Raw genomic sequence first — 16,344 nt, 5'->3', positions numbered from 1 at the left:
CCCAGGCTAGGGGTGCGCCGACTCACCCGGCGAGCGCTTTGTCGACCACCTGCTCGCCGGCGCGTACGCACCACGAGGAGTGGCCGGTCCCGAGGTCGACCGGGGCCGGCTGCTCCTGCGCGCACGCATCGATCGCGAGCGGGCAGCGGGTCCGGAACACGCAGCCCGACGGCGGGTCGATGGGCGAGGGGACGTCGCCGGCGAGGATGATCCGCCGCCGCTCCCGCTCGGCGACCGGGTCCTCGAGCGGGATCGCGGACATGAGGGCCTGCGTGTACGGGTGCCCGGCCGTGCCGTAGAGGGAGGACGCCGGGGCGGACTCCATCGCCCGTCCGAGGTACATGACGAGGACGTCGTCGGACATGTGCTCGACCGAGGCGAGGTCGTGGCTGATGAACAGGTACCCGAGCCCGAGCTCGGTCTGCAGCTCCTTGAGCAGGTTCATCACCTGTGCCTGGACGGAGACGTCGAGAGAGGCGGTCGCCTCGTCGAGGATGAGCAGCTTCGGCCCCGAGGCGAGCGCGCGGGCGATGCACACCCGCTGGCGCTGACCGCCGGAGATCTCGTGCGGGTACCGGTCCGCGAACCGCTCGGGCAGCCCCACGAGGTCGAGGAGCTCGCTCACGCGCCGCCGTCTCCCCGCCCGCTCGCCGATCCCGTGGATCCGCAGGGGCTCGCTCACCGACGTGGCCACCGTGCAGCGCGGGTCGAGCGCCGCCCGGGGGTCCTGGAAGACCATCGCGACGTCGCGGCGCAGCGCCTTGAGCTCGGCGCCCCGCGCGGCGAGCACGTCGCGCCCCTCGAGCCGCACCGTCCCCGAGGTAGCCGGCACGAGGCGCATGATCGCGTTGCCCACGGTGGACTTTCCCGAGCCGGACTCCCCGACGAGCCCGAGCGTCTGCCCGGCCCGGATCGTCAGCGAGACGTCCTCGACGGCGTGCACGCGCGCCGTGCGGGACCCGCGCACGGGGAAGCGCACGACGAGGTCCTCGACCTCGAGCAGCGGCTGGTCGCTCATGCGTCCTCCTCCACGAGATCCGACTCCGCGCGAGCCGTACCACCACCGTCGATCGGCCCCATGTCCGCCCGGTACCACGACCGGGCGAGGTGACCGGGGGAGACCTCCCGCAGCTCGGGGTGCTCGCTCTCGCACCGGGCATCGCCGCGGACCGAGCAGCGGTCCCAGAACACGCAGCCGGGCGGCACGGCGCGCGGGTCCGGCGGCGCCCCGGGGATCGTCGTCAGCGGCGAGCCGTCCCCGCCGGCACGCGGGCGGGACTCGAACAGGCCGCGCGTGTAGGGGTGCGCCGTCGACCGGAAGAGCTCCACCGTCTCGGACTGCTCGACGATCTCCCCGCCGTACATGACGACGACCTCGTCGGCGATCGACCCGACGACGGCGAGGTCGTGGCTGATCCACACGACCGCCGTGCCGAGCCGCTCCCGCAGGTCCCGCACGGCGTCGAGGATCTGCGCCTGGATGGTGACGTCGAGGGCGGTCGTCGCCTCGTCGGCGATGAGCAGGTCCGGGGAGCACGCGAGCGCGATCGCGATCATCACGCGCTGGCGCATCCCGCCGGAGAGCTGGTGGGGGTAGGCGCCCAGGCGCCGCTCGGGGTCCGGGATGCCGACGAGCTCGAGCAGCTCGAGGGCCCGGGTGCGGGCCGCTCGGCGCGTGTGTCCGAGGTGCTCGATCGTCCCCTCGGTCAGCTGCCGTTCGACGTCGAGCAGGGGGTTGAGCGAGGTGGCCGGGTCCTGGAAGACGAACCCGATGCGCCGCCCCCGCACGCGCCGCCGCTGCTCGGCGGACATCGTCAGCAGGTCGACCGGCCCGGCGTCGTCGTCCGCGGCAGGTCCGAGCAGGGACCGGCCCGTGACCCGGGCCCGGTCCGACCCCATGAGGCCCGACGCCGCGAGGACGGACATCGACTTGCCCGACCCGGACTCGCCGACGATCCCGAGCGTCTGCCCCCGCTCGACGGACCAGGAGACGTCGCGGACGATGCGGGCGTCGCGGATGGACACGTGCAGACCCTGGACCTCGAGGGCCGGTGCGGCGGTCATCGGCGCTCCTCTCCGGCGGTGCCGCGCACGTCGAGGACGTCGCGCAGGGCGTCGCCCAGCAGGTTGAAGGACAGCACGGTGAGGAACACGGCCATCCCGGGGAAGACGGCCATCCACCACTGCTGCGGGAACTCGCGCGCGACGTTGAGCATCCCGCCCCAGCTGGGGGTGGGCTGCTGGACGCCGAGGCCGAGGAAGCTGAGCGCGGCCTCGGACAGGATGGCGAACGCGAGGGACAGCGAGGTCTGGACGATGATCGGCGCCACCGAGTTCGGCAGGACGTGCCCGAGCATGAGCCGCGCGGGTCCGGCGCCGAGCGAGCGGGACGCGCTGACGTAGGTCTCGGTGCGCACCGACAGGGCGGAGGCCCGGGTGACGCGCGCGAAGATCGGCGTGTAGACCACGGCGATCGCGATCGTCACGCTCGTCGTGCCCTTGCCCATGATCGCCACCACGGCCATGGCCAGCAGCATCTCGGGGAAGGCGAACATCACGTCGGTGATCCGCATGATCACCGTGTCGAGGATGCCCCGGAAGAACCCGGACACGAGGCCGAGCGTCACGCCCGCGACGAGCGCGATCGAGACGGACACGAGCGAGACCTGCACCGAGATCTGCGCGGCGAGGATGACGCGGGACAGGATGTCGCGTCCCACCTCGTCCGTGCCGAAGGGGTGGGCGAGGCTCGGCGCCTGCAGCATGGCGGACGTGTCGACCTCGTTGATGCCCTGCGGCGCCACGAGGTCGCCGAAGATTGCCAGGAGGACGACGAGCAGGAGGAAGCCGAGCGAGATCACGGCGACGGGCCGGCGGAGCAGCCGGCGTACCGGGTGCCGACCTTCGAGCGGCGGCGCGGCCACGGCGGTGGCGGCGGCAGCGCCCGCGCCGTTCGTCGTCGGGCCCGTGGGTGTCTCCCCCGCCGGGGACGGGGCCCCGGAGGCCGGGTCGTGGTCGTCGGTGGTCATGCGCCCTCCGCGATCCTCGGGTCGATCGCCGCGTAGGCGAGGTCGACGAGCAGGTTGACGACGAGGAAGAACGTGGCGATGAGGAGGACCGCGCCCTGGACGACCGGGTAGTCGCGGGCCTCGACGGCGTCGTAGACGAGGTACCCGAGCCCGGGCCAGGCAAAGACGAACTCGACGACGATGACCCCGCCGAGGATCGCCGCCACCTGGGTGCCGACGATCGTGACGACCGGGACCATCGCGTTGCGCAGGACGTGCCAGGACAGGATCGTCGAGCGGCGCAGCCCCTTCGACTCGGCCGTGCGCACGTGGTCCATCGCGAGGACCTCGAGGACGGACGAGCGCACGTACCGCGTGAGGATCGCGCCCGCGACGACCCCGACCGTGACCGCCGGCATGATGACGTGGCTCAGCCAGTCCACCGGGTCCTCGGTGATCGAGGTGTACCCCGACGGCGGCAACCACCCCAGCTGCGTGGAGAAGAGCAGGATGAGCAGGGTCGCGAGGAAGAAGTTCGGCAGGGACACGCCGAGCTGGCTGACCGCCCGGGTGATCGAGTCGGACACCGAGCCGTGGTGCGTGGCCGTCCAGACGCCGAGTGGGATCGAGACGAGCAGGGCGATGACGATGCCGACGCCCGCCAGCGACACCGTGGCCGGCAGCCGCTCGGCGAGGATCTGCGTGACCGGCTGGCCGGAGCGGAAGCTGACGCCGAGGTCGCCCGTCACCGCCCGGCCGACGTAGGAGAAGTACTGCTCGACGAGCGGCCGGTCGAGGCCCGCCCGCTCGCGCAGCGCGTCGTAGGTGTCCGGGTCGAACCGGGTGCCCATGGCGATCCGCACCGGGTCGCCCGGCACGAGGTGGACGATCGCGAAGACCACGACCGTCACCCCGAGCAGGACGATCAGCGAGTGGCCGATCCGGGTGAGGACGAAGCGCACGGGAGGTCCCGCCTCAGTCGGCGATCTCCACGTCGCGGAACCGGATCGCCCGGTCCGGCAGCGCGGTGTAGCCGGAGAGGTCGGTCGACCAGGCCTGCACGACGTCGGGGTTGTAGAGGTAGATGTAGCTCGCGGTGTCCGCCACGCGGGTGGCCACCTCGTCGTAGATCTCCTCGCGGGCGGCCTCGTCGGTCTCCGTGCGGCCGGCGTCGAGCAGCTCGTCGAGCTCGGGGTCCGCGTTGCCCTGGTGGTTGTTCGACCCCTCGGAGTGGTGCTGGCTGTAGTAGAAGTCGTCGGGGTCGATGTTGCCGAGCCAGCCGAGCATGAGCATGTCGAAGTTGCCCTCGGTCTGCTCGGACAGCCAGGTGCCGAAGTCGAGGGTGTTGATCGTCGTCGTGATCCCGACCTCCTCGAGCTGGCTCGAGATGATCTGCGCGGCGGTGACGGTCTCCGGGTACTCGGAGGTGACCATGAGGTCGATCGTCAGAGTGGCGGGGTCGACCCCGATCTCGTCGAACAGCTCGCGGGCGCGGTCCGGGTCGTGGCTGTAGGTCGTGTACTCCGTGAACCAGGACGAGGACTCGGGGATGGCGGTCTGGTTGACGGTGGCGGCCCCGAACATCGTGGCCTCCGTGATCGCCTCCCGGTCGATCGCGTAGGCGATCGCCTGCCGCGCCTCGACCTGGTCCCACGGCTCGTTGCCCTGGTTGAGGGCGAGGTACCAGTAGTCGTTCGACCCGACCTGGCCGATCTCGAGGGCGTCCTCGCTCGAGAGGGTCTCGACCTGCTGGGGCGGCACGTTGTCCGTCCAGTGGATCTCGCCGGAGCGCAGCGCGGCCAGCGCCGTCGACGCCTCCGCGATGAACTGGAACTCGACGCCGCCGATCGCCGGCTCCCCGCCGAAGTAGTCGGGGTTGGCGGCGAGCTCGACGGCCTGCCCGGAGGAGTAGGCCTCGAACGAGAACGGCCCGGTGCCGATCGGGTCGGTCGCGATGTCGCCGGAGGAGGCGTTCTCCTCCTGGACGATCGCGACGCCCTTGTACCCGCCGATGCTCGCGAGCAGGTTGGGGGAGGGGGCGCTGACCTGGATCTCGACCGTGAGGTCGTCGGTCGCGGTCACCGACTCGACCGCAGCGAACCGCCACGAGGCGGCGAGCTCCTCGTCGATGATCCGGTTGAACGAGTACGCCACGTCGTCGGCCGTGAACTCCGAGCCGTCGTGCCAGGTCACGCCCTCGCGCAGCTGGAACGTCCAGGTGAGCTGGTCCTCCGACGTCTCCCACGACTCCGCCAGGGCGGGCTGCATCTCGAGGTTCTCGTCCGGCTCGACCAGGGTGTCGAAGACGTTCTCGAGGATCTGGAACGAGAAGTACGAGGTCGTCGAGTGCGGGTCGAGCTGGTCGGGCTCGCCGGCGATCGCGGCCACGAGGACCTCGCCGGAGGAGCCGGACCCGCCGGACCCGTCGGATCCGGACTCGCCGTCGACGTCGACCGACTCGCCGCCGCCCCCGCAGGCGGCGAGGACGAGCAGGGCGGCTGCCGCCACGGCCGTCGGGCGCAGGACGCGGGCTGTGAGGCGCATGGGGGATCTCCTCCGGGGCGGGACGACGACGTCGTCGTAATGAACGTGAGTTCACTATGCTTGGCCTTGGCGGGCGATGCAAGCCCGAATGATGATCGGCGTCACATCGTGACGCGGACGAGACCGGCGTCGACGCCGGAGGGAGGAGGGGGCGTGACCTACTCGATCGTCGCGCTGTCCGACGACGGCGCATCCCTCGGCGTGGCGACCGCGTCGGCGTCGCTCGCGCTCGGCGGGATGGTGCCGGCGCTCGCCCCCCGGGTCGGAGCGCTCGTCACCCAGGCGTGGACGAACGTGACCTTCCGTCCGCGCGGCCTCGAGCTGCTCCGGTCCGGGCTCGCGCCGGCCGAGGTGCTCGACGTCCTGGCGACCGAGGACGAGGGGATCGAGCGGCGCCAGGTGGCCCTCGTCGACGCCCGCGGGCGGGTCGCGAGCCGCACGGGGAGCGGGTGCACGCCGTGGGCGGGGGGCCTCGAAGGTGACCGTGTCGTGGTGGTCGGCAACTGCCTCGCGGGGCCGGGCGTGCTCGACGCGATGCTGGCGGCCTACCGGGACTGCGGGGCGTGGTCGTCTGCTGAGCCGCAGTCTCGATCAGTCGCCGAGCCGCACTCCCGACGACGAACCGCAATCTCGACGACGACGAACCGCAATCTCGACGACGACGAACCGCAATCTCGACGACGGTCTGAGCCGCACTCCCGGCCGGGCGGGGCGGGGGACCTCGGACGGCGACTGGTGGCTGCCCTGGCGGCGGGCGAGGCGGCCGGGGGAGACGTGCGCGGGCGGCAGTCCGCGGCCCTCGTCGTCGCCGCCGTGGACGAGGACGACGTGGCCCCGCCGCGGACGGCGCTCGACCTCCGGGTCGACGACCACCGCGACCCGGTCGTCGAGCTGGGTCGGCTGCTCGCGCTGGCCACCGCCGAGGGGGAGGCCGCGGAGGTCGAGCGCAGCGACGGGTAGTGGGCGAGCCCTCCGGCGGCTCAGCGGCTCAGCGGCACGGTGACGCCGAGGACGACGGCCTCGTCGGGGCCGGGGTTCGCCCACCAGTGGCCGGTCGAGCAGTCGTAGGTCAGGGTGTCCCCGGCGCGCAGCCGGCTCGTCCGTCCGTCGACGGTGACGTCGAGCTCGCCGGAGAGGACGTGGACCGCCTCGGTGCCGAGGTGCCGGTAGGGGCGGGACTCGTTCGTCAGGCCGACGGGGACGACGGTGCGGATGACCTGCAGCGGGGCGTCGAGGCTCGGGGTGAGGAGCTCGCGCTCGAGTCCGGGGCTCTCGTCGGGGGTCCGCAGGCGTCGCCCCTCGCCGGCACGGACGAGGGCCGACTGGCTCTCGCGGCGCGGCTCGAGGAGGTCGGTGACGCCCATCCCGAGCGCGTCGGCCAGCGAGCGGAGCGTGCTGAGCGCGGGGTTGCCCTGGCCGCGCTCGAGCTGGGAGACCAGGCCGACGGACAGGCCCGCACGGGCGGCGACGTCCCCGACCCGCAGGCCGAGGCGCAGCCGCTGGGCCCGGGCGGTCTCGGCCAGGTCGGCGGCGGGGCCGCCGGGGACGTCGTCGTCGCTCGCGGCGCGCGGTGTCATGGCGTCGACCCTAACCAGGGGCATCCGTCAGGCCGCACTCTCGACGCACGACGACGGGGCCGCCGGTCCGGATGGACCGACGACCCCGTCGTGGCGTGCAGACGCCGGGAGCGCGGCGGGCCGGTAGAGGACGGCCCGCCCTGCCTCAGCGGGTCTGCTCGATGCGGACGACCCCGAGGCTGTCGGAGCCGTCGCCGTCCCAGTCGCCGAACGCGGCGGTGTCGCCGTCGCGCCCGTAGCGGGTCTCGGTGATCTCGGCGTCGGAGGAGTTCTCGTTCGTCACGAAGAAGTCCGCGCCGCGCTGGAGGGCGATGCTGTCCGCGCCGTCGCCGTCCCAGTCGCCCACGAGGACGAGGTCGGAGTCGCGGCCGAGGGAGAGCTCGCCGTCGACGGACGCGCCGGCCGGGTCGTTCGTCCAGATGACGTCGGCGCCGCGGCGGATGCCGAACGTGTCGGTCCCGTCGCCGTCCCAGTCGCCGACGAGCAGCGTGTCGCCGTCGGCGCCGAAGGCCGCCAGCTCGATCTCGCCCGGGTTGTCGAGGTCGTTGACGATCTCCATGACGTTGCCGTCGCGGATCGCGAAGGTGTCGGTGCCGTCGCCGTCGAAGTCGCCCTGGACGAGCTCGTCGCCCGCGTCGCCGAGCTCGACGACGTGCTCCGCAGGGCCGGTGCCCAGCGTGTTCGTGATGTGCAGCTCGCTGCCACGGCGTACCGCGATCGTGTCGCTGCCGTCGCCGTCCCAGTCGCCGACGAAGATCTCGTCGCCCTCGACCCCGTAGAGGAAGCTGTGCACGGCGTTGCCGGCGAGCTCGTCGGACAGGAGGAAGCGCGGCGTGCCGGGCACGGGCTCCGGCTCGGGGGCCGGCTCCGGCTCGGTGCGGGCGGTGTCGCGGGTCGCGGCGTCGGCCTCGCGGGCCGCCTCGGCGTCCGTCGCGGGCTCCTGCTCGATCTCGGGCTCGACCTGCGGCTCCGCCTCGACCTGGGGCGCGGCCTCGGCCTCGGGGGCGGGCTCGGCGGGCGCCTCGGCCGTGGGGGTGGAGCCCGAGGGGCCGCCGCCGGCGTAGGTGGCGAAGTTCTGCGTGGCGAACACGCGCCCGTCGGCCGAGACGGCCACGCCGACGCCGAAGTGCGTGTAGGACCCGGTGAGCAGGATGTTGTTGTGCACCGGGGAGTTGCGCCACTGGCTCATGAAGTAGTCGGCCTGGTGGTCCGGGTAGATGCCCCAGGACAGGATCTCGGAGGTCCCCGAGGAGCCGGCGGGCACGGCGGAGCGGCCGTAGTCGCCGCGGTGGACCATGGCGCCGATGCTCGCCTGGTGGTTGGACCAGGACTGGGCGACGGAGTCGATCGAGCCGGTGCGGGTGAGCTGCGAGAGGCCGTTGGCTGCGCGGTAGGCGTTGGTCTGCGCCGCGATCGCGTTGGCGACCTGGTTCTGCCAGCCGGCGTCGGTGCGGATCGAAGGGGTCACGGTGCGGACGCCGGCCGGGGCCTCGGCGGCCTGGGCGCTCGTCGCGACCGACGTCGCCGCGGCGACGGTCAGCAGTGCGGTGGCGACCCGGGGGGCAAGGGTGCGGTGCCGTGTGTGGCGGCCGCGCGGGGGTGCGAACACGTCGGGGGTTCTCCTCGTTATCGGAAAGTTACCGGGCGACGCTAAACCGTGATCTTCACTCGGGTCGAGGAGTTGTGTCATGTCTCACCGGCCGCTCACCGGGCACCCATCGCTCCCTCACCGGCCGGCCGCGAGCACCCGCCGGACGCCCGCACGCCCCCGGTAGCCTCGTCCGCGTGACCTCACCAGCACCGTCGCCCCCCGGTCCGCAGCCGATCACCCGCGGGGCGGTCGTCGACAACGCCCCCGTGCTCGCGCTCATCACCATGGGGATCGCGCTCGTCGGCGCCTTCGCCGGGTTCTCCCTCGGCGACGGCACCATGGCCTGGACGATCGGCGGGTTCGGCATCGGCCTGGTGCTCGTCGGCGGCATCTTCTGGCTCACGCTGCGCCCGTACGTCCGGGTCGACGTCGACCTCGGCGCCTCGACGATCTCGGCCAAGGGCCGCACCGTGCCGCTCGCCGAGATCGACCAGCTGCACATCGGGCCCGCGAGCTTCGGCTCCTTCGGGAAGCCGGGCGTCCACATGGCGTTCGGCACGGGCACCGACGTCATCGCGCCGATCTACCTCCGAGGTGCTCCCCTTCGTCGACTCCCCGGGCCCCAGGCTCAGCTGCTGGCCGAGGCCATCCACCGCACGTCGGCGGCGCCCGCGGCCGACGCCGTCGAGGCGCTCGTCGTCAGCGGCATGATCGAGCGGCCCGCCTGGCACGAGGTACCCGACCCGACCCGGCCCGAGGGCATGGTCCGCTACCTCCTCGTGGGCCCGCTCACCGGGCGCCCCGACCCGGCCGGCCTCGCCCGCGTCGCAGCGAACCTCTCCCTGCCCACCGAGGCCCTCACCGCCGCGATCCGCGGCAGCGTGCGGGCCTCCCGGGAGGTCGCACGGGCGCTCGCCGAGGCCGGCGTCCGCGTCGAGCGCCTCCACTCACAGGGCGACGACGCCGCCTCCGGCGGGGCGGGCACGAGCGACGGGCCCGGCGTCGATGCCGCCGTGCTCACCGAGCGGGCCCGGGCCGTCACGGTGCTCACCGAGGGACCGCGCGACCTCACGGGCATCACCGGTGAGGACTCGACGGCCGCGGTCTTCGAGTACGTGCGTCTCGTCAATCCCGCCGGCGCCCGACAGATGCTCGAGCAGCTCGCCGCCGCCCGGCCCGCGGCACGGGACAAGCAGCTCGACTCCGACGCCGGCCTGCGGAAGGTGTGGGCGCGCTACGGCCACGAGGTCTCGGCCACGTGAACCGCGGACCCGCGGCGTGAGCGGGCCCGAGGAGCCGGTCCGGCTCACCCCGAACCTCTACCGGAACAACCTCCACGTCGTCGTGCTCGGCGTCGCGCTGCTCGGGCTCGCCGGCGCCATGATCGGCGTCGGCCTGGCCGACCTCCGCGGTGAGATCGCGGGGGTGCGCAGCGGGGAGGTCGTCGTGGGCGGCGCGGTCGGAGCGCTGACGGGGGCGGTCCTTGCGCTGCTCCTGCTGGCAGGGGTCGCTCGGAGGTACCCGCCGGTCACCGCCGATCTCGATGCCGGTCTCATCCACTCCGCCGGCACCGCGACGCCCCTCGCGGACATCGACGGCTTCCGCGCCGGCTCCAGGCCCGGCGCCACCTGGTGGGCGCCGACCCCGGCGACCGCGCCCCAGGAGCTGGAGCTGAGTGCGGGTGGTCGAGTCGTCGCCCGCATCCTTCTCATGGGCGTGCCCCTTGTCCGGCGCCTGCCGCGACGGCACGCCGAGCGGGTCGCCGACGTCCTCGGGCGCGCGGGCGGGGCGACCGCCCCGGTCGTGCGCGCCATGGTCGAGCGCGGGCTGCTCGAGCCTCCGGGCTGGCTCGAGCCGCCCGCGGGAGGAACGCCCGAGGCCGCCGTCCGGTCCGTCCTCCGGGGTGCCGTCGTCGACCGGCCCGAGACGGCCGGCATGCGTGCGGTCTCCCGGTCCCTCGGTGCCGGACCGGAGGCCATCCGCCTGGTCATGCTCGGCGACCCCGTCGCGGCCCGGGAGGTGGTGGCGGCCCTCGTCGCGGCCGGGGTCGACGCCGACCGGCTCGGCGCGGCCTCGCGCGGGGGCGGGGAGATCCTCGAGCCGCTCGCCCCGGAGTCGGGCCGACTCGACGTCGACGAGATCTCGACACCTGTTCTCGATGTCGAGGTGGTCCGGGCGCTCGCCGTCCTGACCGGCTCGCGCGACGTCACGGCCGTCGCCGCGCAGGACGGCCCCCGGCACCTCGCCGAGCTGGGCATGCTGCTCAGCCCCTCGGCCACGGGAGAGGTCGTCGAGTGGCTCCGGCGCTCCGGCCCGGTGGGGCGCGCCGTCATGCTCCGGATCTCGGCGCGCCTGCGGGCGGTGTGGGAGCAGTTCGGAGCCGGCACGGGCCACCCGTCCTGAGAGGCGGGTGCGGCCCGCGTGCCCGGATACCCTGATCCGCGTGACCGGACACCAGCCCCCGTGGTCGCCCACGAGCGGGACCCCGTCGTCTGGGCATGGCGCCCCATGGCCCGGCCACGGGCTTCCGGGCCACGGGACACCGGTGCGCGGCCCCGTCACGATTCCACGCCCGTCCCTCTGGGGAACCCTCTGGCGCGCCCTCCTCTACGCCGTGCCGTGCGCGGTGATCGGGTACTTCCTCGTGCAGGTCCCTGGCGGCTGGGGCCATCAGGACCAGGCCACGCCCGAGGAGGCGCTGGTCGTCGCCGTCGGCACCGTGCTCGCCATGCTCGGCATCTACGGGTTCGTCGCGGTGCGGCTCCATCGACGGATCGTCGTCGATCTCGGCGCCCGGACCGTCGCGGTGCGCGGCGAGCACACCTCGCTCGACGACCTCGCCGACGTCGGCTTCCATCCCTATTTCAAGCGCAAGGGCGTGCGGCCCGACCCGCGGGCGCTGCCGCCGGCACAGGGCTACCCGGCGGGCGACACCATGATCTACGTGACGCTCCGGTCCGGCACGCAGGCCGCCCGACCCTTCCGGATGCGGATGGTCGCCCCGACGATGCCCGAGTCCGACGCGCGGCTTCTGCACGAGATCGCCGTCGCGGTGCGCGCCCCGAGCCTCGCGCAGCTGACGACCGCGTTCGCGAAGCAGTACGGGTGGGTGGTCCCGGAGCCGTTCCCGTCCCCTCGCCCGGTCTCGCCCCCGGGACCGACCTCGCCCCCCGGCTACCGCTGAGCGGACCAGCGCCAGGCGCCCGCGCCCGCGCGTCGAACGCCGAGCCGGTGGGCGTGGTCGCCCCAGGCCGAGGTCGCCCGACCGGCACCGCCGGACCCCGTCCCGCCGGCCGTCACGCCGACCCCGGGCCGTCCCGCCTCGCCCGTCCCGCCGCCGTCCGCGTCGTCGGTGCGCGCGAGCGCCCGCGCCGTCGCGAGTCCGGCGAGCAGGGCGGCGAGCTCGTCCTCGTCGGGGGTCCCGGAGACCACCGTGAGCGCAGCGAGAGCCGCGACGTCCTCGGTGGACGGGCCGTTGCCCAGGTCGCGGCGCGCGTCGGCGACGAGCTCGTCGTCGCCCTCGGGTCCGGACCAGTCCCGCGCGTCCCCCTCGGTCACAGCGGGATGTTCCCGTGCTTCTTCTCGGGCAGGGTGGCGCGCTTGGTGCGCAGCGCCCGCAGCGCCCGGACCACCTGGGAGCGCGTCTCGTGGGGGGCGATCACCGCGTCGACGTCGCCGCGGCGGGCCGCCTCCCACGGGTTGATGAGCGCGTCCTCGTACTCGCCGGTCAGACGGGCGCGCTCGGCCTCGACGTCGCCGCCCTCCTCACCGAGCTTCTTCAGCGCACCGCGGTGGAGGATGTTGACCGCACCGCCGGCGCCCATCACCGCGATCTGCGCCGTCGGCCAGGCGAGGTTGATGTCGGCCCCGAGCTGCTTGGACCCCATGACGATGTAGGCGCCGCCGTACGCCTTGCGCGTGATGACGGTGACGAGCGGGACGGTGGCCTCGGCGTAGGCGTAGATGAGCTTGGCGCCGCGGCGGATGATGCCCTGCCACTCCTGGTCCGTGCCCGGGAGGAAGCCGGGGACGTCGACGAGCGTGAGGACGGGGACGTTGAACGCGTCGCACGTGCGGACGAACCGGGCGGCCTTCTCGGCGGCGTCGATGTCGAGCGTCCCGGCCATCGAGCTCGGCTGGTTCGCCACGATGCCCACCGGGCGGCCCTCGACGTGCCCGAACGCGGTGATGATGTTCGGCGCGAACGCCGCGGAGACCTCGAGCGCCTCGCCGTAGTCGACGATGTGCTCGATGACCGTGTGCATGTCGTAGGGCTGGTTGTCCGAGTCCGGCACGAGGTCGTCGAGCTCGTGGTCGATCGCGACGATCTCCGCGGAGTCCTCGGCGTCCGCCGGCGGCCAGCTCGGCGGCTCGGAGAGGTTGTTGCTCGGCAGGAACGAGAGCAGCGCGCGGACGTAGTCGATCGCGTCGTCCTCGTCGGACGCGGCGTAGTGCGCCACCCCGGAGCGGGTCGAGTGCGTCGAGGCCCCGCCGAGCTCCTCGAACCCGACGTCCTCGCCCGTGACCGACCGGATGACGTCCGGGCCGGTGATGAACATGTTCGACGTCCCCTCGGCCATGACGATGAAGTCCGTCAGAGCCGGGGAGTACACGGCACCTCCGGCGCTCGGCCCGAGGATGAGCGAGATCTGCGGGATGACGCCGGAGGCGGCCACGTTGCGGCGGAAGATCTCCGCGAACTGGGTGAGGGCCGCGACGCCCTCCTGGATGCGGGCCCCGCCGCCGTCGGAGATCCCGATGATCGGCACCCCGGTGCGCAGGGCGAGGTCCATCACCTTGGCGATCTTCTGCCCGTGCACCTCGCCGAGCGAGCCGCCGAGCACCGTGAAGTCCTGGCTGTAGACACAGACCTGCCGGCCGTCGATCGTGCCGTGGCCGGTGATGACGCCGTCGCCCGAGACGCGCTTCTTGTCCAGGCCGAACGCGGTCGAGCGCAGCGTGGCGAAGGCGTCGAGCTCGGTGAAGCTCCCGACGTCGAGGAGCGCCTCGATCCGCTCGCGCGCGCTGCGCTTGCCCCGCTTGGCCTGCTTGGCCGCGCCGGCCTCGGTCACGGCGTCGATCTCGCTCTTGCGCCGGCGGGCGAGGTCGTCGATCTTCGACCGGGTCCCGCTCACGCCGTCGGGGCCGCTCGCATCGTCGGGTCCTGTCGCAGGGTCGGCTCCGGTCGTGCCGGTGGGGTGGGGTGCTGCGTCGCTCACCCGTGGCAGCCTAGATGCTCGACCGGCCACCCCGACGCCGGGACGCGGGGCGAGGACCGGGAACCGATGCCACCCGGACCGCGTCTCCACGCATCTCGACACAGATCCCCCACGTGTCGCACGCTCGGCGGGCGCGCGGGGCCACGACGCGTGGTTGGCTCTGACCATGAGCACCTTCAGCCGCGTGGTCGAGGTCGACTCGACCGGTTCGACGAATGCCGACGCGCTCGCACTCGCGGACACCGACCCCGACGCCTGGCCGCACCTGTCCGTGCTCGTGGCGCACCACCAGACCGACGGACGGGGCCGCGCCGGGCGCGAGTGGGTCACTGCGGAGGGCTCGGCCCTCACCGCGTCGATCGTCCTGCGGGTCGACCTGCCGCCGGTGCGCACCACCTGGGTTCCGGTCGTCGTGGCGCTCGCCGTGCGCCGGGCGCTCACCGACCTCGGCGTGCCCGCCGCCACCAAGTGGCCCAACGACGTGGTTCTTCTCGGCGCTGGTACCGATCCGGTCGACGGCTGGGGGCGGGCCCGCAAGGTGGCCGGCATCCTCGTCGAGGTCAGCCCCCGCACGCGCGCGCTCGTCGTCGGCATCGGCGTCAACCTCGCCCCCGGCAGCGTGCCGGTGGAGTGGGGGGCGAGCCTCGGCGACGTCGGCGTCGTTGCCACGCCCGCGCAGGTGCTCGAGGCGATCGGCACGCACCTGCCGGGCCTGCTCGACCGGCTCGTGGCGGCGGGCGGCGACGCGGAGGGGGCCGGGCTCGCCGACGACGTGGTGCAGGGGTCGATCACGATCGGCAAGTCCGTGCGCGTCACGCTGCCCGACGGCTCCGAGATCACGGGCCGGGCGGAACGGCTCGACCCGACCGGTGCGCTCGTCGTCGTCGACGACTCCGGCGAGGAGCACGTCCTCGTCACCGGCGACGTCACGCACGTGAGGTTCGTCCAGGTCGACCCGGCGCTCCCCGCCGGCGACGGGACGGCGGGGGACGGGACCGTCCTGCACGACGACGAGGTCGCACCCTGATCCCGGCCCGGGCGGCACCGACCGCCCACGGGGACGGAGGGCCCACCCACGACCGGCAGGCACCCACTACGATCTCCCTGTGATGCAGCGCACGCCGGAGGGCCGACCTGCCGTCGGCCCGTCCGACGGTGGGGCCCGCGTCGACCCCGGCGCCCCTGAACTTGCCGAGAGTGCGGCTCAGGCGCCGGCGGCCACCTCCGACAGTGTCGAGAGTGCGGCTCAGGTACCGGCGGAGGCAGCGATCGGCCCCGGCACGGTCGACGACCGGGTGCGCGCCCTCATCGGTTCCGACGCCGTGTACACGATCCGCGAGCTGGCCGAGCAGGCCGGGACCTCCCTCGAGCTCGCCCACACGTTCTGGCGGGCGATGGGCTTCCCCAACGTCGGCGAGACGAGCGTCGTCTTCACCGACTCGGACGTCGCGGCGCTGCGCTCGATGGCCACGCAGCTCGACGACGGCAGGATCGACATGTCGACCGCGATCTCGCTGCTGCGCGCGCAGTCGCACACGACCGACCGGCTCGTGCTCTGGCAGACCGAGGCGCTCGTCGAGGGGATCTCGCGCCAGCGCGGGATCGACGACACGTCCGCCCGGCGCCTGTTCCTCGACAAGGTCGGCGACCACACCGACGTGCTCGAGAAGCAGCTGAGCTACGCCTGGCGGCGCCAGCTCGCCGCGCTCCTGCGCCGCACGGAGGCGGAGGTCGCGAGCCGCGAGCCCGCGACGGCGCCGGGATCGGCCGGCTCGGCGGAGCGCTACCCGCTCACCCGCGCGCTCGGGTTCGTCGACATGGTCGCCTACACGCGCCGGTCGACCGAGCTCGGCTCCGCGGCGCTCGCCGACCTCGTCCAGACCTTCGAGTACACCTCGCGCGACGTCATCACCTCGGCCGGCGCCCGCATCGTCAAGACGATCGGCGACGCCGTCCTCTACGTCGCCGACGACCTCGTGCTCGCCGCCGAGGTGTGCGTCGACCTCATCGCCGCGCTCACGGCGAAGGAGCGCATGCTGCCGGTGCGCGCCTCCCTCGTCTGGGGCGAGGTGGTCTCCCGGTTCGGCGACATCTTCGGCCCCAGCGTCAACCTCGCCTCGCGGCTCGTCGACGTCGCCCCGGCCGGGTCCGTCCTCATGGACTCCGCCACCGCGGACGAGCTCTCCGCCCGCGACCGGGTGGGTGAGTTCCGGATGGTCCCGCTGCCGGCCGCCGGCCTCGAGGGGATCGGCCAGGTTTCGCCGGTCGAGCTCGTGCGCGCGACCGGCTGAGCCCCCACGCCACCGGCTGTGCCGCCACGCGACCGGCTGAGCCCGCGTCGCGATCCGCCGAGCCCCCGACGCGACCGCCCCGGCACGTCCACGACCCGTCGACTTGACCAATCG

At 73.6% G+C, this 16,344-nt stretch carries 15 protein-coding genes; 6 read left to right on the top strand and 9 right to left on the bottom strand.

What is annotated here, in order from left to right; translation table 11 throughout:
- Positions 1 to 22 precede the first annotated feature (22 nt).
- From ACZLMO_RS03420 to ACZLMO_RS03400, 5 genes are read right to left on the bottom strand one after another with little or no spacing between them, the layout of a single operon-like run.
- Complete coding sequence (locus tag ACZLMO_RS03420) at positions 23 to 1,018, bottom strand: ABC transporter ATP-binding protein (RefSeq protein ID WP_425715631.1); 996 nt, start codon at positions 1,016 to 1,018, stop codon at positions 23 to 25.
- Complete coding sequence (locus tag ACZLMO_RS03415) at positions 1,015 to 2,064, bottom strand: ABC transporter ATP-binding protein (protein ID WP_463652838.1); 1,050 nt, start codon at positions 2,062 to 2,064, stop codon at positions 1,015 to 1,017. Before ACZLMO_RS03415 ends, ACZLMO_RS03420 begins: the two co-directional genes overlap by 4 nt.
- The gene (locus ACZLMO_RS03410) at positions 2,061 to 3,029 is read right to left on the bottom strand and encodes an ABC transporter permease (protein ID WP_463652837.1); all 969 of its coding nucleotides are present in this window, start codon (positions 3,027 to 3,029) and stop codon (positions 2,061 to 2,063) included. The genes ACZLMO_RS03415 and ACZLMO_RS03410 overlap by 4 nt, the downstream gene beginning before the upstream one ends.
- Entirely contained in the window at positions 3,026 to 3,970 is a 945-nt protein-coding gene (locus ACZLMO_RS03405; RefSeq protein ID WP_425715628.1) for an ABC transporter permease, read from the bottom strand. Before ACZLMO_RS03405 ends, ACZLMO_RS03410 begins: the two co-directional genes overlap by 4 nt.
- Positions 3,971 to 3,983: 13 nt before the next feature.
- Entirely contained in the window at positions 3,984 to 5,552 is a 1,569-nt protein-coding gene (locus ACZLMO_RS03400; RefSeq protein WP_463652836.1) for an ABC transporter substrate-binding protein, read from the bottom strand.
- Positions 5,553 to 5,705: 153 nt separating this feature from the next.
- Here ACZLMO_RS03400 and ACZLMO_RS03395 point away from each other — a divergent pair, with 153 nt between their 5' ends.
- Positions 5,706 to 6,512, top strand: a complete 807-nt coding sequence (locus tag ACZLMO_RS03395; protein ID WP_463652835.1) for a DUF1028 domain-containing protein — start codon at positions 5,706 to 5,708, stop codon at positions 6,510 to 6,512.
- 20 nt (positions 6,513 to 6,532) lie between these two features.
- On the opposite strand, the gene ACZLMO_RS03390 is transcribed toward ACZLMO_RS03395, so the two are convergent.
- Both ACZLMO_RS03390 and ACZLMO_RS03385 read right to left on the bottom strand, forming a co-directional pair.
- Positions 6,533 to 7,129, bottom strand: a complete 597-nt coding sequence (locus ACZLMO_RS03390; protein WP_425715622.1) for a helix-turn-helix domain-containing protein — start codon at positions 7,127 to 7,129, stop codon at positions 6,533 to 6,535.
- A 145-nt stretch (positions 7,130 to 7,274) separates the two neighbouring features.
- Positions 7,275 to 8,738: a CAP domain-containing protein gene (locus tag ACZLMO_RS03385; protein ID WP_463652834.1), complete on the bottom strand. Its 1,464-nt coding sequence runs from the start codon at positions 8,736 to 8,738 to the stop codon at positions 7,275 to 7,277.
- 176 nt (positions 8,739 to 8,914) lie between these two features.
- Here ACZLMO_RS03385 and ACZLMO_RS03380 point away from each other — a divergent pair, with 176 nt between their 5' ends.
- From ACZLMO_RS03380 to ACZLMO_RS03370, 3 genes are all read left to right on the top strand, one after another.
- The gene (locus tag ACZLMO_RS03380) at positions 8,915 to 9,982 is read left to right on the top strand and encodes a hypothetical protein (RefSeq protein WP_463652833.1); all 1,068 of its coding nucleotides are present in this window, start codon (positions 8,915 to 8,917) and stop codon (positions 9,980 to 9,982) included.
- A gap of 16 nt (positions 9,983 to 9,998) precedes the next feature.
- Positions 9,999 to 11,123, top strand: coding sequence for a hypothetical protein (locus ACZLMO_RS03375; RefSeq protein WP_463652832.1), 1,125 nt, complete (start codon positions 9,999 to 10,001; stop codon positions 11,121 to 11,123).
- A 142-nt stretch (positions 11,124 to 11,265) separates the two neighbouring features.
- Complete coding sequence (locus tag ACZLMO_RS03370; protein ID WP_463652831.1) at positions 11,266 to 11,904, top strand: hypothetical protein; 639 nt, start codon at positions 11,266 to 11,268, stop codon at positions 11,902 to 11,904.
- Here ACZLMO_RS03370 and ACZLMO_RS03365 read toward each other — a convergent pair.
- Entirely contained in the window at positions 11,895 to 12,278 is a 384-nt protein-coding gene (locus ACZLMO_RS03365; RefSeq protein WP_463652830.1) for an acyl-CoA carboxylase epsilon subunit, read from the bottom strand. The genes ACZLMO_RS03370 and ACZLMO_RS03365 overlap by 10 nt on opposite strands.
- A complete protein-coding gene (locus tag ACZLMO_RS03360; protein ID WP_463652829.1) occupies positions 12,275 to 13,939 on the bottom strand; it encodes an acyl-CoA carboxylase subunit beta in 1,665 nt (554 codons plus the stop codon). Before ACZLMO_RS03360 ends, ACZLMO_RS03365 begins: the two co-directional genes overlap by 4 nt.
- A gap of 166 nt (positions 13,940 to 14,105) precedes the next feature.
- Here ACZLMO_RS03360 and ACZLMO_RS03355 point away from each other — a divergent pair, with 166 nt between their 5' ends.
- Both ACZLMO_RS03355 and ACZLMO_RS03350 read left to right on the top strand, forming a co-directional pair.
- On the top strand, positions 14,106 to 14,966 hold the full coding sequence (locus tag ACZLMO_RS03355) for a biotin--[acetyl-CoA-carboxylase] ligase (RefSeq protein WP_463652828.1): 861 nt from the start codon (positions 14,106 to 14,108) through the stop codon (positions 14,964 to 14,966).
- Between the two features lie 82 nt (positions 14,967 to 15,048).
- On the top strand, positions 15,049 to 16,230 hold the full coding sequence (locus tag ACZLMO_RS03350) for an adenylate/guanylate cyclase domain-containing protein (RefSeq protein ID WP_425715668.1): 1,182 nt from the start codon (positions 15,049 to 15,051) through the stop codon (positions 16,228 to 16,230).
- The last annotated feature ends 114 nt before the right edge of the window (positions 16,231 to 16,344 follow it).

Source organism: Georgenia sp. G2120 (assembly GCF_055326485.1).
Note: the sequence above shows the minus strand (reverse complement) of the source record. Positions and strands in the feature narration are given on the sequence as shown.

Excerpts from the sequence above, each read along its gene's own strand:
- ACZLMO_RS03350 (WP_425715668.1), top strand. The coding sequence starts at position 15,049 with ATGCAGCGCACGCCGGAGGGCCGACCTGCCGTCGGCCCGTCCGACGGT.
- ACZLMO_RS03400 (WP_463652836.1), bottom strand. The coding sequence starts at position 5,552 with ATGCGCCTCACAGCCCGCGTCCTGCGCCCGACGGCCGTGGCGGCAGCC.
- ACZLMO_RS03355 (WP_463652828.1), top strand. The coding sequence starts at position 14,106 with ATGAGCACCTTCAGCCGCGTGGTCGAGGTCGACTCGACCGGTTCGACG.
- ACZLMO_RS03390 (WP_425715622.1), bottom strand. The coding sequence starts at position 7,129 with ATGACACCGCGCGCCGCGAGCGACGACGACGTCCCCGGCGGCCCCGCC.
- ACZLMO_RS03415 (WP_463652838.1), bottom strand. The coding sequence starts at position 2,064 with ATGACCGCCGCACCGGCCCTCGAGGTCCAGGGTCTGCACGTGTCCATC.
- ACZLMO_RS03420 (WP_425715631.1), bottom strand. The coding sequence starts at position 1,018 with ATGAGCGACCAGCCGCTGCTCGAGGTCGAGGACCTCGTCGTGCGCTTC.
- ACZLMO_RS03410 (WP_463652837.1), bottom strand. The coding sequence starts at position 3,029 with ATGACCACCGACGACCACGACCCGGCCTCCGGGGCCCCGTCCCCGGCG.